Raw genomic sequence first — 19,466 nt, 5'->3', positions numbered from 1 at the left:
CTTTATGGAGAAGCTACTTGCACCCGGGCACAGGGCATGCGCAGGATGCTCAATGCCAACTGTGATCAATCTGGTCCTTGATGCTGCCGGACCCAACACGATAGTTGCAACGCCAACAGGATGCATCGAGGTGACGACGACACCCTATCCTGAGAGCGCCTGGAGGGTTCCGTGGATACACTCGCTCTTCGAGAATGCAGCGGCTGTCGCCTCTGGAATAGAGGCCGCTCTCAATCACTTCGGTAAGAATCATAATGTCTTCGTCATAGCCGGCGACGGCAGCACACTGGACATAGGCATGGGCTGCATATCCGGCATGTTCGATCGCGGGCACAATGTGAAGTACGTGTGTTATGATAACGAGGCGTACATGAACACAGGTGTGCAGAGAAGCAGCTCAACGCCCCCCTGCACATCAACGACGACCACGCCATCAGGAAAGGTCAGCTTCGGAAATCCAAGGCCGAAGAAGGACATGCCAGCCATAGCTGTCGCACACAGGGTGCCTTATGTCGCAACAGCCTCTGTCGCATATCCTGTGGACCTTAGGCGGAAGGTGAAGAGGGCCATATCGATTCCAGGGCCTGCATACATACAGGTAAACGCGCCATGCATCACAGGTTGGTCGTTCGAGGCCGGGACCACTGTGGAAATAGCACGGCTTGCGGTTGAGACATGCCTCTGGCCGCTCTACGAGTACGTCAACGGAGAGCTGGCCGGCGTCAAGAAGATTCACGTCAAGAGGCCCGTTGAGGATTACCTCAAGGCGCAGGGAAGGTACAGGCACCTCTTCCGCATGAAGGGTGGAGATGAGATGATCAGGGTCCTCCAGCGGCTGGCTGACGAGAATGCCCGGAAGTTCGGACTTCTGTATGAGGGAGATGTCACGTGTACGTCGGGAGAATAGTCGCAGTCGGCTGCTCCGGCGATGCGGTCTGGGTGGGATACAGGGTCTCATCCAGATCCTTCCCAAACCGCAGGGCAACAGCATCCGGATCCTCGGTATTCGTCCATCCTGTAGACCCATCTGATGTCCTGAAGAATCCATACATAACATATCCATGCATAAGAGCCTCGAATGATTTCGCGGTCGTATCTAACGGAGATCACACGGACATGATATTCGACCGGATCGAGGACGGGTCAGGACCTCTGGACGCGGTGGCCCTGAGCCTCGTGGCCTACGGTTACGAGAGGGACGATCTCCGGACGCCGAGAATTGCCGGCGTCGTCTCCGGGCGAAGCGCAGTTCTGGGGATTGCGGCACATGATGAGATCCGCGTCAGGAAGATCGAGCTTCAGGATGGAGATGCCTGGATGGTGGCTACATATGAGAAGACCGGGTTTGAGCCGGTATCCATGGAAGGGGCGAGCGCGTCGAGCATAGCGAGATCCCTCTTCGGCCTTCCATTCGAGCGCCCGGTGTGCTCTGCTGCTGCGTTCAGGAGGGATGATGGCTTTGAGCTTGCTGTGTACAATCCAAGGTGATGTGAATGGAGATTAATGGTGTGGAGATAGATGATACGTTCGCGGAGGCATTCCCGATAAAGATAGGGAGGGTGCTTATAACCGCGATAAGTGAGCGCTGGGCGCTTGAGGCGGCGCGTGAGGCCACGGGCTTCGGGACCTCTGTGATAATGTGCCCCGCCGAGGCTGGTATCGAATGCATCGTTCCGAGCACCGAGACGCCCGACGGGAGGCCGGGAGTGTACATACAGATATGTAACATGAGCTGGAAGAGCCTGGAGACGTCGCTCCTGGCACGCATAGGCCAGTGTGTCCTCACAGCTCCCACGACAGCAGTATTCAACGGTCTGCCAGAGGCAGAGAAGCAGTTCGACACGGGAAAGAAGCTCGGCTACTTCGGAGATGGATACCAGTGCGAGATCAAGTACTGCAACAGGAATTTCTGCAAGATCCCCATCATGGAGGGAGATTTTCTGGTGGAAGAAACGATCGGGGCTGTGGATGGGATAGCCGGTGGCAACTTCTACATTCTCGGGCAGAACCAGCCTGCTGCGCTCATGGCCGCTGAGGCCGCGGTCGATGCGATAAGCAAGCTCAGAGGGACGATAACGCCGTTCCCCGGAGGCGTGGTAGCGAGCGGCTCCAAGGTCGGGAGCAGGTACAAATTCCTGAAGGCCTCTACGAATGTGGCGTTCTGTCCCAGCCTGAAGGAGCAGGGTGTCTGCGCGCTTCCTGAGAACGTCACCGCAGGGTACGAGATCGTGATCAACGGGATAAGCAGGGAGGCGATCGAGGAAGCGATGCGCGTCGGGATCAGAGCTGCATGCACCGTGCCGGGCGTGCTCAGGATATCCGCGGGGAACTTCGGTGGGAAGCTGGGGCCGCATCAGTTCCATCTGCACAGGATACTTGATTGAGGAGAGCAGCTGTCCTGTTATCAGGACAGCAGATACCTCATTTTGAGGCCTGTGTCAATTTAGAAGATCTGAACACCTTGTGGCTTTCGTGAACTACCCTACCTGAAGGGCAGGGCTTCCCACTTCGTAGCCAACACATGCATCACAGAATTCGCTTTTATCCATCTGATAACTTGCCTGCGGAGATATTTGGATGGTGCGCCGAATTTGCTGTAAATTGACGTCATGATGGTACTACATAGCGACCAGTTTTGGATTTACAGCAAATTCGTCACACTGCCAGAGTGAACCACCCAAGAACAGAAACTGAACCAGTTCGAATAAGCGAAATGTAATTGTGATAATCGAGAGATGTATGGTGCATATTTTTGGATCCCTCCTTCTTTTCGGACAGATCCCAGAAGCTGACCGAAATTTACTTTAACCGATATGTAAGAGGAGCGCACATGGCGAAGAAGAAAGGCGAGGGGCCTGGCCTCATGTCGTCGGCCGGCCTGATGCGGTACTTCGAGTCTGAGGAGACCTCGATAAAGCTCGACCCGAAGATGGTCATTGGCGCTGGTATAGCATCCGGGGTCGCGATAATGGCATTAAACATAACCTTCGGGCTCTGGCCCTAGAGCTCATCCAGCCTGAAGGTTATCTCTCCATCCACTTCCACGCTCTCCGGCAGTCCGCCAAAGCTCGCCCTGAGTATGAGGTCAGCCAGCTCCCATCTGACAACCCTAGCGCAACCGACGATCGATGTTGTCAGTCGCGCATTCACATCCACGATTCTGGGAAGATCTCCCACGATCAGATCGATTCCCGCGTACCCCTTCAATCCAAGCGCCTCTGCAGCCCTCCTCACCACATCCCATATCTCCCTTGCCCTCGGAGATCTGTACGGCACCTGGCTCCCGGCATAGCCGAACCTGCTACCTTTCATCTCTATTATCTGCCCGTTTATTGTGAGCGGCAGGAACCGATCTCTTCCTCTTATGAAGCTGGCGCTGAGGTGCACGCCCTCAACGTACCTGGTCGCGATGCAGCCCTCTGGCGCGTTGGGGAACGAGGATATGACCACTCCCTCTGAGCCACACCCGAATCTGGGCTTCACGACATACACGTTGCATTCACATTCAGGAGTTTCAACAATATCTGCCACGGGCACACCAGCCCTCTTCAGGGTCAGCGTGCACTCGAGCTTGTCAGCGCAGAGCCGCGCAACCTCCCTACCTGATCCCAGATTGACCATCCTGCTCTCCACAGCCTCAATCAGATCTGGAGCAAGGGGATCGGGTGCCACGATCAATCCCGCATCTGCATCGACTGAGCTTAAAAATCCCTTAAGGTCGCCACCCTCAAGAAGCACCGGAACGCCGGCATCTACCACTGGCCCGGATGTGGGGTAAACCACCCTGTGACCGCACCTCACAAAGCTCCGGGCTATCGTCGAGAGCATCGCCCTGCCCTCGGTCTTGTATGTTCCACCAAGGCCTGTGGCGACCGCATACTCAGCTATCAATATCTTCATGCGACAGACTCTCCGGCACGGAGATCTGGGTTTTTGACCCGAGCATTCTCACCCGGCATGCGGATCCGGTGATATTCAGAGACATAGCATTTCCGCAGATTGGGTATCAGTACTGCCTGGCCATGTACGTCGACCCTGTGGACTCCCTGCCGCATACGAGACAGCGCATGGGCGGTAGCTCATCCCCTCTTGGCTCACCGAGCAGATTCGCGCCGATCTGGTCCTCAAGAGCATGCCCACACTCCACAGATCCACACCACGGAACCCTGGCGACACCGGACTGCACCTGCGACCTCGCCTCATCCAGGGAGGATACGAGTTTTATCTTCGAGTCCATGAACTCCTTCGCGCGGTTGTAGAGAACGGTTTGTAACTCCTCAGCCTCTATGAGAATCGCATCCACGAGCCTCTCATCCATGGGCAGGGTCTTTCTCACACCATCCCTTCTGACGATGGTCACAACGCCGTTTTTGATGTCCCTGGGGCCTATCTCTATCCTCACCGGAACGCCGCGCATCTCCCACTTGTAGAACTTCGCACCAGGACGCTCATCTCCATCGTCCAGCCTGACCCTTATGTTCCTGCCTGCCAGAGTTGAAGCGATCGACCTGCATACCTCTATTATCGGCTCCCTCTCCCCGAATATGATCGGCACAATGACAACCTGCACGGGCGCAACCCTCCAGGGCAAAACCAGACCCTTATCATCGCCATGAACCGCTATGAGAGCCGCTATGCATCTCTCAGAAATTCCATAACATGTCTGATTGACGTACCTCTGCTCTCCATGCTCATCCTCGTATGTTATCTCGTACGTCTTTGCGAAGTTTGTTCCGAGAAGATGCGCCGTACCGACCTGGAGGGTTCTCCCGTCGGGCATTATCACATCCAGTGCTATCGAGTAATCCGCTCCCGGGAACTTGTCCCACGACGGCCGCTTGCTCACCAGGCATGGAATTGCAAGGCGCCTGTAGAACTCGATGTACCTCTGGATAGCAATCTCAACCTGCATCGCCGCCTCCTCCCAGGTGGCGTGCGCGGTGTGAGCCTCCTTGAACGACGTTATCTCCCTGAGGCGGATGAGGGGGCGCGTGTGCTTCGTCTCGTAGCGGAATGTGTTGACTATCTGGTATATTCTGAGGGGGAGATCTGCATGCGATCGTATCCAGAGCTTGAGCATCGGATATATCGCGGTCTCGCTAGTCGGACGCAGCGCCAGCTTGATGTCCAGGGGATCCCTGCCTCCATGTGTCACCCAGTAGACTTCATCCTCAAAGCCCTTTATGTGCTCTGCCTCCTTCATGAACTCGGTCTCTGGGATGAGCAGAGGGAACTGCGTCTCGTAATGATCGACATCAAGAAGTTCTTTTATTATCTGGTAGACATGGCTCCTGAGAGCAAAGCCAAACGGGTACCAGACGCTCATCCCCTTCACAGGATACCTGACATCGACTATCTCCGCGCTCCTCAAAAGCTCATGATACCATTCGCTGAAGTTCGATTTTGGGGGGAGCTTCGCATCTCTCTCCTCTTTTTTTGTCATCTGCGTCTCCTGAGCATCATTCATCTTCATCACTACCGGGATGCAAGGGATATTGCGAGGGGTGTGATAAATGTTTCAATCACTGCCGCGACGAACAGCAGTGGAGCAACTCTGTAAATCAGGAAGCTGACAGCAGCGCGCGCCTCCTCTCCCAGATCACCATCTCCATCAATTATGGTCATGAGAAAGAGGTGGCCAAGCCGCATGCCGATCGCTATGCTCACCAGCACCGTTGGGAGCTCCACTATTCCGTGAGGCAGGATTCCCGCCAGCAGATAAAGAATCCCCTCTTTATGAACGACCTGGTATGCCACCATGCCCACAAGAATGCCATTGGATATGGCGACAAGAACAGGCACCACGCCTGCGCCCATTCCGAGAAGCACGGCCATCGCGCATGCCAGAAGGTTCTTTGCAAATATCAGGATCAGTATCATGAGCGGAGGCAGATCCGTGATCCACTTCAGCATCTCCAGCTCCTTCAGCCACTCCTCCGCGATCTCTGGATTCTGTTCAGCCGCTGTGAATCCAGATGCAGCGGACGCGAAGAAGAGAATTACTGATATCAGGATATAGCCTCTGATGGATCTCAGGTATTCGATTGTTCCTTTCAATCTACCACCATCCAGTGGATCACACCGCTGAGATAGTACAGGCCGAAGAGGATCAGGAAGATGCCACATGCTGTGAGGACGTACCTGTACCCTCTCTCTGAGAGAATGCTCTTGCCTCTGTCTATGCTCGCAGATACGAGCGTGTACCAGCCGAAGTCAGCACCCCAGTGGCCTATCATGAATGCTGCAGCCAGCAGAAATCCTCCTCTCAGTCCGTCGAGGAGCATGGCAGAGCCGACGGAGAGCCACCATATCCAGAAGTATGGATTGGCCGCGCTCGTCAGGGCTCCGGCGATGTATGGGTTCGAGGAGATCTCGGAGCCCTCTGATATGGATGCATTGCTCGCCCCTCGCAGAGTCAGCGCTCCGAAGACCATTAGCGCTGTACCTCCGATCACCGCTATCGGGACTCTGTATGTATCTGCAGCACCGCTGAGACCCAGGAGTATCAGTATGAAAATCAGCATCTCAACAAATGCATGGCCGATTGATACCTTTGGCCCTGAGGTCCAGCCGTTCTTCAGGGAGCTGTTCACGGTTGCAACAAGAGTTGGCCCTGGCGCGAGAGCGCCTGTGAGCCCGATGGCAAACGCGACGACAAGCATCTCCAGTATATTCATCAGAGTCTGGTTGGAGTATGGGATATTTATGCGTTCTCGGATGGTCTGGAGAAAACGCATAACCTCTTCGCATGGCTCTCATCCACCTCGCGGATCCGAAAGGAAAGAGTAATATACGGTCGCGAATGGAAGCACCATCATCTCTCATAACGGTAAGAGGCTGACTTTAATGGCGATCGTTGTTTGGCTTGAAGAAGTTGGAAGGGAAGACATACCTGTAGTCGGAGGAAAAGGCGCGAGCCTGGGCGAGATGATAAACATAGGCATTCCTGTACCTGGCGGGTTTGCGGTCACAGCACAGGCCTTCCGGCAGTTCCTGGAGCGGGCAGGCATTGCGAAAGAGCTCTTCGACTCTCTAAATGTGGATGTGAACAATCCAGAGGAGCTCCTCAAGGCAGAGGCCAGGGCCAAGAAGATCGTGATGGACGCGAAGGTTCCAGAGGATATAGAGAACGCGATAAAGGAGAGGTACAGAGAGCTCTGCGAGCGGGAGGGAGAGGAGGTTTTCGTCGCAGTCAGATCCAGTGCGACCGCAGAAGACCTCCCGGAGGCGAGCTTCGCCGGCCAGCAGGAGACGTACCTGAATGTGAGGGGCGCTGATGCTGTATTCGAGGCCGTGAAAAAGTGCTGGGCATCCCTTTACGGCGCCAGAGCGATATTCTACAGGGTCGAGCAGGGCTTCGAGCATGAGAAGGTCAACCTCTCCGCGATAGTCCAGAAGATGGTGGACTCCGAGAAGTCAGGGGTCATGTTCAGCTCCCAGCCGAGCACAGGCGAGCCGCTTGTTGTGATCGAGGCTGCATGGGGCCTTGGAGAGGCGGTGGTCAGCGGCAGCGTCTCTCCAGACAACTACGTGGTCGATAGATCCTCTAAGAAGATAGTCCACAAGATGATCGCCACGAAGGAGATCATGATCGTCAGGGATCCGGCGACGTCCAAGACTGTGACAGTTCCGGTTCCACCTGAGAAGAGGGATGCGCAGGTTCTGACTGAGAGCGAGATACTCGATCTCGCGAAGTACGCGGAGATTCTGGAGAAACACTATGGCATACCCCAGGATATCGAGTGGGGCATAGAGAAGAACAAGATATACATCCTCCAGTCTAGGCCGATAACCACCATAGCCAAGGGCGCTGCGAAGACCACTGCAGAGGCTTCCGGCGCGACTAAGGTGCTGGTCACTGGTCTTGGGGCATCGCCAGGCACTGCCACAGGCACTGTCAGAATCATCTCAGGTGCCAAGGACTTAGAGAAGGTAAAGGACGGGGACATAATGGTCACCCGCATGACCATGCCTGATATGGTCCCTGCGATGAGGCGTGCCGGAGCCATAGTTACGGATGAGGGCGGCATGGCGTGCCATGCTGCAATAGTGAGCCGCGAGCTCGGCTGTCCCGCAGTTGTGGGAACAAAGAACGCAACAAAAGTACTCAGGGACGGGATGGTCGTCACAGTCGATGGCACAAAGGGCCAAGTCTACGAGGGAAAGGTGGCTGTGGCTGAGGAGAAGAAGGTCCAGCCTGTGGCTGTGGCATACAAGCCGGTGACGGCGACAGAGGTCAAGGTCAATATCAGCGAACCAACGAGAGCACAGGCAGCTGCTGCAACGATGGCAGATGGTGTGGGTCTTCTGAGAATAGAGCACATGATCCTCGGGCTGGGGAAAACGCCAGGCTATTACATAAGATCAGGACGGAGCGAGGAGTACGTCGACGAGCTCGTCAAGAACATCAAGATAGTGGCCGATGCGTTTTATCCGAAGCCTGTGTGGGTGAGAACCCTGGACGCGCCCACAGACGAGTTCAGGGCGATGGAGGGTGGCGAGAACGAGCCTGTTGAGCACAATCCCATGCTCGGCTGGCGCGGGATACGCAGGGATCTCACAGAGGTGGATCATTTCAGGCTGGAGGTAAGGGCGTTCAAGAAACTCCACGAGCTCGGCCTAACGAACGTGGGGATAATGCTTCCAATGGTCCAGCACGTGAGCGAGCTCAAGCGGGCAAAGGAGATCATGCGCGAGGAAGGTCTGGATCTGAACAAGATAGATGTGGGTATAATGGTCGAGACACCGGCTGCTGCGCTCACAATCGAGGATTTCATCGAGGAGGGCCTGGACTTCATTTCATTCGGCACAAACGATCTCACGCAGTACACGCTTGCCGTGGACAGGAACAACGAGAACGTCGCTAACCTCTACTCGGAGATGCATCCAGCGGTCATAAAGCTCATAGAGTATGTAGTGGAGCGGTGCAAGAAGGCAGGAGTCAAGACATCGATATGCGGCCAGGCAGGTTCATATCCGGAAATGGCCAGGCGGCTGGTCCAGATCGGAATCGACAGCATATCAGCGAACATCGATGCGGTGGCCACTGTGAGGGAGACGGTGGCAAGGGCAGAGCTCTCGATACTCCTAGAGGCTGCAAGGAATCGATGATGTACACATTCCCGGAGAAAGGACTCTCAGAGGATATGGTCACGGATCTCCTGAAGGAGATGCGCAGCAGGGACTGCCCCTACGACCGTCTTCTCTCCACAATGTGCACCCGGCCACATCCGGTGGCGGTGAGGGCGTACAGCATGTTCCTGGAGACGAACCTGGGTGATCCGGGGCTCTTTCCAGGAACTGCAGAGATCGAGCGCAGGGTTGTTGGGATCCTCGGCTCTTTACTGGGATGCTCTGATGCAACAGGCTATGTATCAACAGGCGGCACTGAGTCCAACATCCAGGCGGTGCGCGCCGCCAGGAACTCCTCCGGCAGGCGCGATGGGAACATAGTCGTCCCAAGATCAGCCCACTTCTCCTTCGACAAGATCGCCGATCTCCTCAACCTCGAGGTGAGAAAGGCAGAGCTCGATGAGTCGCTCCGGGTGGATGTAGGGGATGTAGAGAGGCTCATCGACGACAGGACTGTATGTCTCGTGGGCATTGCCGGAACAACCGAGTTCGGCCAGGTGGATCCGATAGGGGATCTCTCAGAGCTTGCAATTGAAAACGGCATTCCCCTCCATGTGGATGCTGCATTTGGCGGGTTCGTGCTGCCTTTTCTCGAGAAGGATTGCATGTGGGATTTCAGGGCTGAGGGTGTGCAATCGATAACCATCGATCCGCACAAGATGGGAATGAGCCCGATTCCAGCTGGCGGGTTGATCTTCAGGAGTTCAGATCCTCTCAGGCGGCTCGAGACGGAGACGTACTATCTCACAGTCTCAAGACAGGCATCACTGACAGGCACCAGGAGCGGGGCTGCGGCTGCGGCCACATACGCTGTCATCATGCATCTCGGCATTGATGGTTACAGAAAAGTTGTCAGGAGATGCATGGATATGACGGAACACCTTGTCTCAGAGGCACGTGCCATGGGAATCGAGCCTGTCATCGAGCCTGTGATGAACGTGGTCGCGCTGAGGGTGGATGATCCGCCAGGGGTCAGGAGAGCGCTGCTTGAGAGGGGCTGGCATGTCTCGATGACCAGAGAGCCAAAGGCACTGAGGCTGATACTGATGCCGCACATGACCGATGAGAACCTCGATCTCTTCCTGAGCGATCTCGAGGACGTGCTCATCTCGTTGAGGAGGGGCGGCTAGCAGCATCTCCCCGCCGGTCTCATCAAGATCTGCCTGTCACGGGCTCCCCGCAGGCCTCCAGGATCTCGTCGAAGATGTAATCATTCCTCAGCCCCAGAGCGATCTCAAACTCAGGTGGTGTGAGAATGGGAACGCTGTACATTCGTGCGTCATCCAGAGCGATGCGCGGGCATGCTGTGGATACAACCGCGTCCAGGCCTAGGTCGAGAACCCTCTCAGGCTCAATTCTGTCTATGTATACCTCAAGCATGCGCTTTCCCTTCGATCTGCCGAGCGTGCAGAGCCGCCTCGCCGTCACACATCTCCGCTGGCCGGGCTTCTTCGATATCAGGATCCCGATGCTTTTCGCGTCCGCTGCTCTGGCGATGATCCCGTACCTCCACCGGAGGAAATCATGTGCATCGATTTCATCCACATTGCCTGTGACAGGATCCGCGGCTATCACCCGCATGCCTGTTGCTATCGATAGACCTACTGGATGGAACATGCCAGTACCTATGAAGAGAGCCTCCTCTGCCCCGACTCTTGCAGCCGAGTAACAGCAGCCGAGAACCTGTCCACGATACCTGGTTCTTGAAGAGGGGGCGCCTGCGATGGCCTCGATGCCATGCGATCGCATTATGCCAATCACACTATCGATCGTATGGGCATGCTGAACGGTTGTGCAGACTGCCACCCTGCCTTTCGTAAAGAATTCAAGAGACCTCTCCACAACATCCTTGACATCATCCGGCATTCTCGCTTCTAAGTAAACGATCCTGTCGCTCAGCCTCTCACACATCTCGGAGTGGCCTATGTGCACAAGCAGATCGACCATGCTGCATAGCTGAAGATCTATATCGCATGCTCCGTAGCAGGGATCTCCCGAGATGATAACCTCTGCGCCAGTCTCCTCCAAAATTCTCGATATCTCTGAGGCAGATCTCTTCAGGCCATCTGGAAGCTGAACGCCGACTCTCCTGATTTCTGCTCTTTTTATGATGCTCACAGCTCTCTCAAGATCGATCTCGTACCCGGAGATGAACATCAGAGCCACCTCTCCAGTGTGCTCTGGCCGGAACGGTACGACGCATTCAACCTCTCAGCGGCCTTTCTGACCCTATCCTCTGAGAAGTTGCGCTCGTTGCACAAAAACCCGACGATCTCATCGACCATGGGCTTTCTCATCCTCAGCTCGTAGCTCTCCGTGACCGCAGGATGCAGGAATAGTTCTCTTATTTCCCGAAAATTTTCAATGCTCTCTCCAAGCGCATCGAGCACAGCCTCCAGGCATCCGTGCTCTCGTATCAGCTTGAGCGCCCTCTTAGGACCCACCTTTGGAAGTCCTCTGTTGTAATCGGTACCGCACATTATTCCGATATCTATGAGCTGCTCCCTGCTTATCCCGAGCCTCGTGAGCTCCTCCTCCAGGATGATGACCTCAGGAGGAACATCGATGTAAATGTTCTTCCTGGGCATCTTCCTCCTGCCTGTGATTGCAAGATTCCTCACAACCCTCGGCGCGCCGAAGAGCAGGGAGTCGTAGTCCTGAGATGCTACATAATCAACATCCCCCCGAATCGCCATGAATGCTGCCTGCGCCTCGCCCTCTGAGGGCGCCTGCACATATGGGATGCCCATGGCATCCAGGAGCCTTATGGAGTCATGAAGTATCTCGCTGTTTATCCTGGCGGTGGCCTGTGCATACCTGAAGCTATCGACGCCTGTGGCTATCGCCTCCTGCAGCTGGATCTCCGCTGCCTCCTTCATCTGAGCCCTGGCAGCGAGCGTCCCGGCCTTGAGCTCAGGAGGCGTGCCATCGAAGACAAACGCAACCCTGATCCCGACCTCTATGAGGTTCGTCATGCGGTAGAGCAATCCCGAGAGGTGCGATGTGACCCTTCCGGAGGCGTCCATGAGAGGTGTGCCGTCAGGCTGTCTTATGATCGACAGGAACTGGTACAGCGTGTTGAATCCATCGACTGCTATCCAGCATCCAGACAGATTCTCAAGGGAGATCTTCTTTTTGCTGAGAATATCTCCGAGATCGACGCCCATGTGCTCATACCTCTATCTTCTTTGCTGCGACCTCTATCGCTCTCCTGACGCTCTCCCTCGGTATTATCGTGGCGACAGGTATCGTGAGAAGCTTTTCAACCGTCGGGCTTACAATCGGCGCACATACCACTGCAGCTGCGCCATCAGATTCCGCCCTCACCGCTGCGATGATCGCCTCTTCGATATTTGTCGCAGAGTACTCGCGGAGCGTGAAGACCTTATCCCCGATGCGCATCCTGGTCTCCTCGATCTTGTCAAGAACAGGCCTAGCAGCTATTATCGCTATGAACCTCTCGCCTCCGCCCTCAAGATCACGAATGGTCCTCACAATCTGCCGGAGCGTCGTTATGTTCGGCTCCCGGTGCCCTGAGAGTATTTTGTAAAGAGTGCTCTGTGGTATGGATGAGATTCTGCTGAACTCCCTCGCGCTCATTCCCATCTCTGAAATGACCGATCGTATCGCATCTCTCAGAGCCTCGTCCGACTGGAATGCAGCCCTGATGATCCTGTCGGCGTGAGACATAACATAGGATAAGATCGCTGCGTATTTCTACTTTTGGGATAATTCATGAGGCCTGTCCGGCTAAGAGCTGTAGCCAGAAATTCAGACCTTACCGCTTCTGCACGTCATAAACAGTTGATCATTATTCGGACACATCTCGGCAGCGAATCCAAGAGTTTAAGTATATTTCACCACCTCGGCAGTATCATGCCTTTCTCTACAGTGGATGAGGCGATAAAGGACATTCGCGATGGGAAGTTCGTGATAGTACTGGATGATGAATCCAGGGAGAATGAGGGAGATCTGGTGATTGCCGCTGAGAAGGTCACACCAGAGGCTATCAACTTCATGGCGAAACATGCACGTGGCCTGATCTGCGTTCCTCTCACAGCTGAGAGAATCCGCCAGCTCGAGCTCCCGATGATGACACAGCAGAACACAGAGAGCATGGGCACCGCGTTCACAGTATCGGTGGATGCCAGGCACGGCATCACCACAGGGATTTCAGCATTCGATCGCGCGACGACGATCCGGACGTTGATAGATCCATCCACAACACGTGCAGATCTCGTAACCCCCGGACACACATTTCCCCTCCAGGCCCTCGACGGCGGGGTTCTGAGGCGCGCTGGGCATACAGAGGCCGCAGTGGACTTGGCGCGCCTCGCAGGACTGTATCCAGCTGGTGTGATATGCGAGATCATGGCTGAGGATGGCACAATGGCACGGCTCCCCGAGCTCGAGAGGTTCGCAGAGAAGCATGGGATCAGGATGTTGACAATCGAGGATCTCATAAGATACAGGATCAGAAGGGAACGGCTCGTGAGAAGAATCGCGGAGGTCGAGATGCCCACAGAATACGGTGATTTCAAGGCAATAGGATACGAGAGCATGCTGGATGGCCAGTGTCACGTTGCACTTGTGGCAGGTGACCCAGCAGCAGATGATGCTCTTGTCAGGGTGCACTCGCAGTGTCTCACAGGAGATACATTCAGGTCGAAGAGATGCGACTGCGGCGAGCAGCTCAGCAGGGCGCTGCAGATGATCAGCAGGAACGGTAACGGCGTTCTGGTGTACATGAACCAGGAGGGGCGCGGGATAGGGCTTGCGAACAAGCTGAGAGCCTACGAGCTCCAGGACGACGGCAGCGATACGGTCGAGGCGAACCACAAGCTTGGATATCCTGCGGATCTGAGGGACTACGGGATAGGCGCCCAGATACTCCTGGATCTCGGTATAAGGAAGATACGGCTACTGACAAACAACCCCAGAAAGATAGTGGGCCTGCAGGGATACGGGCTGGAGATAGTGGAGAGAGTTCCCCTCGAGATCGAGCCGAATGAGATCAACAGGCATTACCTCGAGACGAAGCGGGACAAGCTGCATCACATGCTTCATCTCTCCGATCCCAGATAGCCACTGGTATACTGGTATTATTCTATCGTTTACACTGTCGTAGCTGCATCACATGCTTCATCTCTCTGATCCCAGATAGGGGGCCACAGGGGAGAGGCACTCCACCCAACCCCCTCATCACCGCTGTTCTCCTTACACAGGAGATACCTTCACTCTATTGCGATCCTCTTCTTCGCTGATACGATCTTTGGTACCACAATCTCCAGAACACCGTCCTTGAGCTTTGCCTTCGCCTCCTCAACTCTGACCTCGACCGGCAGTGTTACGATCCTCTCAAAGCTCCCTCGTCTCTCTCTTAGGAAGTAGCTGCCCTCCTTCAGCTCCCTTCTGGCCTTCAGCCTCAGACCATCCTCTGTGATCGTGACTTCCACATCATTCTTGTCAACGCCAGGAAGGTCGACGGTTATCACAAAATCATCATCCCTCTCCTCGATGTCGACCGGCGGGACCTCGCCCATCTCCTCCATCAGGCCGGTCAGACGCTCCTGGAACCTCCGCATCTCCTTCGAATCGATACCCATCTCCTCAAGCATACGGTTTATTCTCTTCTGAAACCATCTTATGTCCTCTGGTGTAATAACAGCCATCGAATCACCATAAATAAATTGCATTTATTAATTTATCAGTCTTGCGATGGACAGACAGGGCCTGTCTGGATAAGGATTGAGAATCTCCGCCATCCAAAAGAAGCCGCTGATTTCTGAATTCGGCTCTTATTCGAACAGATCCACAAACAGAAGTTTTCTGAGTCAGGGTGTTTATGACAAACAAGAGCCGTAAGACGCGTATTTCTGGCTCCAAACTTCATTCCGCATGACAAACAGGTCCGACGAAGGTGGTTGTGCACTCGCCCCATTGATTGAGATGCCACATCCGATCCGGGCTTCAGCGAAACCTGTAGATCCTGGCGCCCATGTCATAGACAAGTTCGTAGTGCTCCGGCGAGAAGCTCATGTTCACTCTCGGATACGCTCCGTGATGCTCCGCAAAGGGTGGCACATGCCCGGGCCTGCGGATGGAAACGCTCGAGACGTACACGAGGACGTTCCTGCGTCCGAGCCTTTCAAGAGATTCTATAACTGCAGGATCATTCGGATCCCTTATCACCATTCCCGGCAGAGCGTAGTTGAGACTACCTGTGAACCTCCCCCTCGCGACCCGAATTCCTGTGAGGGGATATATCCATGCCCCTGTCTCATCCAGGTTCACACAAACAGCATCGCTCAGGTTCTGCGCCTTTATCCACATGATCGCATCGTAATCCTCGCGCGGCATCCCCCAGGATCCTGCATAGCTCTCCAGTACCACAACCATTGAGACCACCCCGACCAGGAGAAGAACAAGAACAAATGCACGCCTGAGCCTGAGATCGCCGCCATCCATCCTCGCAAGAGCCAGCGCGCCCAGAACGCTCAGCGGCAGGTAGAGCTCCAGGAGAAGCCTGTCGGGGGTGCCAACGAAGCTGAGCAGGCCGGAATCCGCAAGCAGAACCATTCCGATAACAGCCCCAGACCACGCGAGCATCATTCGATCCAGACGATCATCCCTCATGAATGCAATGACGCCTCCGAACAGCGCGATGATCGAGGGGTACCAGCGGGCGACGAAATCGCTCGCCTGGATTCTATCGCTGAAGATGGATATCAGGTAATCCGGGGGGTGCAGTATGAGGTAAAGAGCCACTGCTGCCACCGCAGTGGCGATCAGGAGCTGTTGATGCAACACCCTGAACCGCCGAAGGCCTGCTGCAGCAACCCACGATGACAGAACTGCAATCGCGATCGCGAGCATCCGCGCGTGTGCGAGGAATGTGCCAAGAAGCATGACAGGTAGAGCTCGAATATCAATGATGCACGAGAGAACGGACGCGACGAGGAACATCTCCGCGGTCGCTGTAGGATAACCACTCCAGATGAGGTGGCTGTAGTGCGCAGGAAAGATGAACGTCGCGAGCGCTGCTGCATACGTCGATACCTCAGCTCTCATCTCTCTGACAATAGAGTAGAGCAGAAGCGGCGTGATAGATGTGATGACCACTGGAAGCACCTGCATCACATCCAGGAGTGGAAAGATCCTGGCAAAGGGATAGGCGTAGTGGTGAAACCCCTTCGGATAGTACTCAAAGTAGCTACCGACCCGCGGGAGACCAACCGGAAGCCTTCCTCCATCGAGCAGCGTTCGAATCAGCTCAGCATGTGCCACCGCATCCCCGCTCATCCACATCACGATGCGATTGAAGAAAAGCAAGCCGATGATCAGATATAGAGACGCAAGACCAATTACGATGCGATCGTCTCGATCGAGCTCTCCGATGCCAATGGTACGATGTGCAGACCAGTAGGCAGACACGCTGACGCATACGATTGCCAGAGCCGCTTGTGGAATCAAGGGATCGACTCCGAGATAGCTCCCTGCGATTCCTGAAATGGTGAGAAGCGCGCATCCCAGTGCGAATGACAGCGAGAACACAGTCAGAGAGCGCGCTTTGCAGCTACGCAGGAAAGGCAGGCCGCACGTGATGGTGAGGGCAACTGCAAACGCTGCGAGGAGCAGATCGGAGATCAGAGCATCACCAGTGGTGAGAGAGAGGGATTGATTAAAAACATTCCCCCAAAAATGTGATATACCCTGCAGCAGAGCGGTGCTGGGATGGATGCACTTCAGGCACTAGTTCTGGGCGCGCTCCAGGGGATAACCGAATGGCTGCCCGTGAGCAGCGAGGGCCAGACAATGCTGGCGATGATCAGCTGGCTGGGAATGAGACCGACTGACGCCCTCTCATGCTCGATATTCCTGCACACAGGGACCATGCTGGCAGTGCTTGTGAGGTTCAGAAGTCGGCTCCTGGGAATGCTGAACACGGAATCAAAGCTCATGAGAACCGTAATCGTCGCCACGCTCTTCACAGGTATAACAGGCGTCCCTCTTTACATGCTCTTCAGGGATAGATTCACCGGCGGCGAGCAGGCGACGCTGCTCATAGGCTCTCTCCTTATAGCCACAGGACTGATGCTCAGGCTGCGCAGCTCATCCACCAAAGACATGGAGGAAATCAGCACAAAGGATATGGTTCTCCTTGGACTGGCGCAGGGGTTCTCGATACTTCCTGGTGTCTCGAGATCCGGTACCACCCTTACAGTCCTGCTGATGCGGGGAGTGAAACAGGATGATGCTCTGATGGTATCATTCATAATAAGCGTGCCTGCTGTGCTCGGCGCGATTGCGCTCGACTGTCTCGCCGGATCTCCACTGTCGATTCGATCGCTGCCTGGAGCAGTGATGCTCGCATCGTCGTTCATCACAGGGTATGCGACGATGGATGTGCTGATGAGATTCTCGAGGAATGTCAGCTTCTCATGGTTCTGTATAACAATGGGGATGATCACGTTGGCGCTGACAGCACTACCGGAAGTTCAATAAGTGACACACTCTGAGCTGCCACCATTTCACTCTCGATATGTTTGATCTGATCGGTGAACCTCAGCTCTTGGGAGATAAGAAACACATCCAAGCAGGAGATCACGCTCTGGAGTGATGGCGAGCAGATCGAGCGGGTGCATCTCCTCAGGAGATCCTGGTCCCACAGATCTGCGTACAGTGGGCATGCTGATGAAGTCGCCTCAAAATTCCCAAGCATATTGATTTATGTGGATTGTATTTCCGCGCAGAATCGATGCAGATCAGCATCGTTGCTCAAATAGTCTCGCAACGAATTCGATAGCCTGCTCTGGCAGTGTATCGAGTTCGCTGTAAATTCAAAAGTGATCGGTATGCATCGCACCAGCATGAGGTAAATTTACAGCAATTTCGACACGCCCCTGCTCTTCACATGCACGAATGCTGCTCGTCACCTAGATCATCTGGAGGTCGCTTCTAGATCTTATCTGAGTCACATATAAAAACCAACCTTTTATTCTCGGCTCCCCCTCTCGGAATATATGATGCTCAAATTGATCATCGGATTGGTTATCGTCGCAGGCCTCTCTGCCGCGATGAATCCAGAGGATTATGATGCCCTCTACCCGACAGAGTACCCGGATCAGCCGGTGGACTATTACCAGCCTCCGCCTGAGAGTGCGTATTTCACAAATGAGGAGCCGGCAGATGCCGGGAGCCTGGTTGATCAGGGCGCGGTGGATGATCCATCTGTCCTGAGCAGCGTGCCTGAGGGAAACGGGCTGTGGATAGTTGATGGAGTGAACTATGTGCACACAGTCAGCCTGAACGTGCCGCCAAAGAGCTGGGCGAACCAGGAGATTGTGCCGTCTGTAGATGGCGACCTTGTCGTATACTACGAGTATCCGACAGGTCAGATAGTCACACAGCATCTGGGCCGTGTCCTCCCGTACCACAGATACTGGACGTGGTTCTACGGGCCGTTCCCCGGCGTCTACAAGGTATGGTATGTGATTGATGGGGTTTACAGGAGCAACTACGTCTGGTACTACGTCCGCGAGGACTGGCCATGGTGGTACGGAGGCTACACGTTCACAACATACTACCACACGCTTCCGGTCAGGTACTACTACAGGCCCGTAGTGTATGAGCCGATACGATGGACCTACAAGTACACATGGGAGTGGAGGTCGACAGGGCACACATGGCATGATGGAATACACGATCGACATGACGGCAGACGTGATGGAAGGCATGAGTTTGTCACGACGATCATAGATCCGTAACAGAGAGTCGCAGGGCGCGAACTCCTCAGGAAAGGGAGACACGTTCCATCGAACGAGGCACTCTCTGTCTGCTGCCCCGGAGCGGCCTGCTCCTATCCAGATTTTATAACAAAGTCGTGCAAGGTCGTGTACTCGTATCATTGAGACGCTAGTATATAGCTTCAAGGAGTTGTGAGGTATTGTGTCGATGAACATCGATTTCATGGCAGATTGTTCGGTGATGCTAGCCACGACCTGTGGTTGGTGAAAGCACTCATTCGCTACGAACGCATAGGAGGAGAGTGTCTCTTTTATCAGATAGGTATCGGTGACAGATTGAGTGCTGCGGATTCCACTAGTGCATGGCTCACAGAAGATTCATCTCGCCATCCGATCCCCACGGACCTGTTCGAATAAGGGTTGCTGTCTCAGACATCCAAAAGCAGTAAGACCCGAATTTCTGGCTTCAGCTCTCATCCGGACACGTCCATCCCCACCGCCAAAACGACTATATAGCTTCAGATCAATGATTATAAAAATTCAGGAGGATTTTGAGAGTTATTTCTGGTTAACTAATTGAATAATATT

18 protein-coding genes are annotated in these 19,466 nt (G+C 54.7%); 9 read left to right on the top strand and 9 right to left on the bottom strand.

Annotated elements, in window-relative coordinates; translation table 11 throughout:
• Positions 1-4: 4 nt before the first annotated feature.
• The 4 genes from MTHE_RS08615 to MTHE_RS08600 all read left to right on the top strand — a co-directional run bounded on the left by MTHE_RS08615 (position 5) and on the right by MTHE_RS08600 (position 3,004).
• Positions 5-907 (top strand): thiamine pyrophosphate-dependent enzyme, encoded by a 903-nt coding sequence (locus MTHE_RS08615; protein ID WP_011696790.1) that lies wholly within the window; start codon positions 5-7, stop codon positions 905-907.
• Positions 889-1,488, top strand: coding sequence for an IMP cyclohydrolase (locus MTHE_RS08610; RefSeq protein ID WP_011696789.1), 600 nt, complete (start codon positions 889-891; stop codon positions 1,486-1,488). The genes MTHE_RS08615 and MTHE_RS08610 overlap by 19 nt, the downstream gene beginning before the upstream one ends.
• Before the next feature lie 5 nt (positions 1,489-1,493).
• Positions 1,494-2,384 carry a formylmethanofuran--tetrahydromethanopterin N-formyltransferase gene (fhcD, locus tag MTHE_RS08605; protein ID WP_011696788.1) on the top strand — a complete coding sequence of 297 codons (891 nt, stop codon included), beginning with the start codon at positions 1,494-1,496 and terminating at the stop codon, positions 2,382-2,384.
• Between the two features lie 446 nt (positions 2,385-2,830).
• Entirely contained in the window at positions 2,831-3,004 is a 174-nt protein-coding gene (locus MTHE_RS08600; protein WP_011696787.1) for a preprotein translocase subunit Sec61beta, read from the top strand.
• Here MTHE_RS08600 and MTHE_RS08595 read toward each other — a convergent pair.
• The 4 genes from MTHE_RS08595 to MTHE_RS08580 form a co-directional block, all read right to left on the bottom strand.
• Complete coding sequence (locus tag MTHE_RS08595; RefSeq protein ID WP_011696786.1) at positions 3,001-3,900, bottom strand: ATP-grasp domain-containing protein; 900 nt, start codon at positions 3,898-3,900, stop codon at positions 3,001-3,003. The genes MTHE_RS08600 and MTHE_RS08595 overlap by 4 nt on opposite strands.
• 106 nt (positions 3,901-4,006) lie before the next feature.
• A complete protein-coding gene (proS, locus tag MTHE_RS08590) occupies positions 4,007-5,443 on the bottom strand; it encodes a proline--tRNA ligase (RefSeq protein ID WP_011696785.1) in 1,437 nt (478 codons plus the stop codon).
• A 32-nt stretch (positions 5,444-5,475) separates the two neighbouring features.
• Positions 5,476-6,057 carry a stage II sporulation protein M gene (locus MTHE_RS08585; RefSeq protein ID WP_011696784.1) on the bottom strand — a complete coding sequence of 194 codons (582 nt, stop codon included), beginning with the start codon at positions 6,055-6,057 and terminating at the stop codon, positions 5,476-5,478.
• Complete coding sequence (locus MTHE_RS08580) at positions 6,054-6,677, bottom strand: LysE family transporter (RefSeq protein ID WP_175265950.1); 624 nt, start codon at positions 6,675-6,677, stop codon at positions 6,054-6,056. The genes MTHE_RS08585 and MTHE_RS08580 overlap by 4 nt, the downstream gene beginning before the upstream one ends.
• 169 nt (positions 6,678-6,846) lie before the next feature.
• On the opposite strand from MTHE_RS08580, the gene ppsA reads away from it, so the two are divergent.
• Together ppsA and mfnA are read left to right on the top strand one after the other, a co-directional pair.
• Positions 6,847-9,111: a phosphoenolpyruvate synthase gene (ppsA, locus tag MTHE_RS08575; RefSeq protein ID WP_011696782.1), complete on the top strand. Its 2,265-nt coding sequence runs from the start codon at positions 6,847-6,849 to the stop codon at positions 9,109-9,111.
• Entirely contained in the window at positions 9,108-10,262 is a 1,155-nt protein-coding gene (gene mfnA / locus MTHE_RS08570) for a tyrosine decarboxylase MfnA (RefSeq protein WP_011696781.1), read from the top strand. The genes ppsA and mfnA overlap by 4 nt, the downstream gene beginning before the upstream one ends.
• 22 nt (positions 10,263-10,284) lie before the next feature.
• Here mfnA and dph2 read toward each other — a convergent pair whose 3' ends face one another.
• Genes dph2 through MTHE_RS08555 form a run of 3 tightly spaced genes read right to left on the bottom strand, consistent with a single transcriptional unit; the run spans position 10,285 to position 12,822 of the window.
• Positions 10,285-11,289, bottom strand: a complete 1,005-nt coding sequence (gene dph2 / locus MTHE_RS08565; protein WP_011696780.1) for a diphthamide biosynthesis enzyme Dph2 — start codon at positions 11,287-11,289, stop codon at positions 10,285-10,287.
• A complete protein-coding gene (gene fen, locus MTHE_RS08560; RefSeq protein WP_011696779.1) occupies positions 11,289-12,299 on the bottom strand; it encodes a flap endonuclease-1 in 1,011 nt (336 codons plus the stop codon). Before fen ends, dph2 begins: the two co-directional genes overlap by 1 nt.
• Before the next feature lie 4 nt (positions 12,300-12,303).
• Positions 12,304-12,822, bottom strand: coding sequence for a helix-turn-helix domain-containing protein (locus MTHE_RS08555; RefSeq protein WP_011696778.1), 519 nt, complete (start codon positions 12,820-12,822; stop codon positions 12,304-12,306).
• 186 nt (positions 12,823-13,008) lie between these two features.
• Here MTHE_RS08555 and MTHE_RS08550 point away from each other — a divergent pair, with 186 nt between their 5' ends.
• Positions 13,009-14,217: a bifunctional 3,4-dihydroxy-2-butanone-4-phosphate synthase/GTP cyclohydrolase II gene (locus MTHE_RS08550; protein ID WP_011696777.1), complete on the top strand. Its 1,209-nt coding sequence runs from the start codon at positions 13,009-13,011 to the stop codon at positions 14,215-14,217.
• Between the two features lie 149 nt (positions 14,218-14,366).
• Here the strand turns inward: MTHE_RS08550 and MTHE_RS08545 are convergent, their stop codons facing one another.
• Together MTHE_RS08545 and MTHE_RS08540 are read right to left on the bottom strand one after the other, a co-directional pair.
• Positions 14,367-14,804, bottom strand: a complete 438-nt coding sequence (locus MTHE_RS08545; RefSeq protein ID WP_011696776.1) for an Hsp20/alpha crystallin family protein — start codon at positions 14,802-14,804, stop codon at positions 14,367-14,369.
• A gap of 298 nt (positions 14,805-15,102) precedes the next feature.
• Positions 15,103-16,434 carry a hypothetical protein gene (locus tag MTHE_RS08540; protein ID WP_175265949.1) on the bottom strand — a complete coding sequence of 444 codons (1,332 nt, stop codon included), beginning with the start codon at positions 16,432-16,434 and terminating at the stop codon, positions 15,103-15,105.
• A gap of 432 nt (positions 16,435-16,866) precedes the next feature.
• Between MTHE_RS08540 and MTHE_RS08535 the strand changes: the two genes are divergently transcribed.
• Both MTHE_RS08535 and MTHE_RS08530 read left to right on the top strand, forming a co-directional pair.
• Entirely contained in the window at positions 16,867-17,637 is a 771-nt protein-coding gene (locus tag MTHE_RS08535) for an undecaprenyl-diphosphate phosphatase (protein WP_011696774.1), read from the top strand.
• 518 nt (positions 17,638-18,155) lie between these two features.
• The gene (locus tag MTHE_RS08530) at positions 18,156-18,899 is read left to right on the top strand and encodes a hypothetical protein (RefSeq protein ID WP_011696772.1); all 744 of its coding nucleotides are present in this window, start codon (positions 18,156-18,158) and stop codon (positions 18,897-18,899) included.
• Positions 18,900-19,466: the final 567 nt, after the last annotated feature.

The sequence above is a fragment of the Methanothrix thermoacetophila PT genome (assembly GCF_000014945.1).
GTDB classification, from domain to species: Archaea; Halobacteriota; Methanosarcinia; order Methanotrichales; family Methanotrichaceae; genus Methanothrix_B; species Methanothrix_B thermoacetophila.
This window is presented reverse-complemented; position numbering and strand designations above follow the sequence as displayed.

Bases quoted from the DNA above. Each gene is read 5' to 3' on its own strand.
- MTHE_RS08615 (WP_011696790.1), top strand. From the start codon at position 5: ATGGAGAAGCTACTTGCACCCGGGCACAGGGCATGCGCAGGATGCTCA.
- fhcD (WP_011696788.1), top strand. From the start codon at position 1,494: ATGGAGATTAATGGTGTGGAGATAGATGATACGTTCGCGGAGGCATTC.
- MTHE_RS08600 (WP_011696787.1), top strand. From the start codon at position 2,831: ATGGCGAAGAAGAAAGGCGAGGGGCCTGGCCTCATGTCGTCGGCCGGC.
- MTHE_RS08595 (WP_011696786.1), bottom strand. From the start codon at position 3,900: ATGAAGATATTGATAGCTGAGTATGCGGTCGCCACAGGCCTTGGTGGA.
- proS (WP_011696785.1), bottom strand. From the start codon at position 5,443: ATGACAAAAAAAGAGGAGAGAGATGCGAAGCTCCCCCCAAAATCGAAC.
- MTHE_RS08580 (WP_175265950.1), bottom strand. From the start codon at position 6,677: ATGAATATACTGGAGATGCTTGTCGTCGCGTTTGCCATCGGGCTCACA.
- ppsA (WP_011696782.1), top strand. From the start codon at position 6,847: ATGGCGATCGTTGTTTGGCTTGAAGAAGTTGGAAGGGAAGACATACCT.
- mfnA (WP_011696781.1), top strand. From the start codon at position 9,108: ATGATGTACACATTCCCGGAGAAAGGACTCTCAGAGGATATGGTCACG.
- dph2 (WP_011696780.1), bottom strand. From the start codon at position 11,289: ATGTTCATCTCCGGGTACGAGATCGATCTTGAGAGAGCTGTGAGCATC.
- fen (WP_011696779.1), bottom strand. From the start codon at position 12,299: ATGGGCGTCGATCTCGGAGATATTCTCAGCAAAAAGAAGATCTCCCTT.
- MTHE_RS08555 (WP_011696778.1), bottom strand. From the start codon at position 12,822: ATGTCTCACGCCGACAGGATCATCAGGGCTGCATTCCAGTCGGACGAG.
- MTHE_RS08550 (WP_011696777.1), top strand. From the start codon at position 13,009: ATGCCTTTCTCTACAGTGGATGAGGCGATAAAGGACATTCGCGATGGG.
- MTHE_RS08545 (WP_011696776.1), bottom strand. From the start codon at position 14,804: ATGGCTGTTATTACACCAGAGGACATAAGATGGTTTCAGAAGAGAATA.
- MTHE_RS08540 (WP_175265949.1), bottom strand. From the start codon at position 16,434: ATGAGCGGGGATGCGGTGGCACATGCTGAGCTGATTCGAACGCTGCTC.
- MTHE_RS08535 (WP_011696774.1), top strand. From the start codon at position 16,867: ATGGATGCACTTCAGGCACTAGTTCTGGGCGCGCTCCAGGGGATAACC.
- MTHE_RS08530 (WP_011696772.1), top strand. From the start codon at position 18,156: ATGATGCTCAAATTGATCATCGGATTGGTTATCGTCGCAGGCCTCTCT.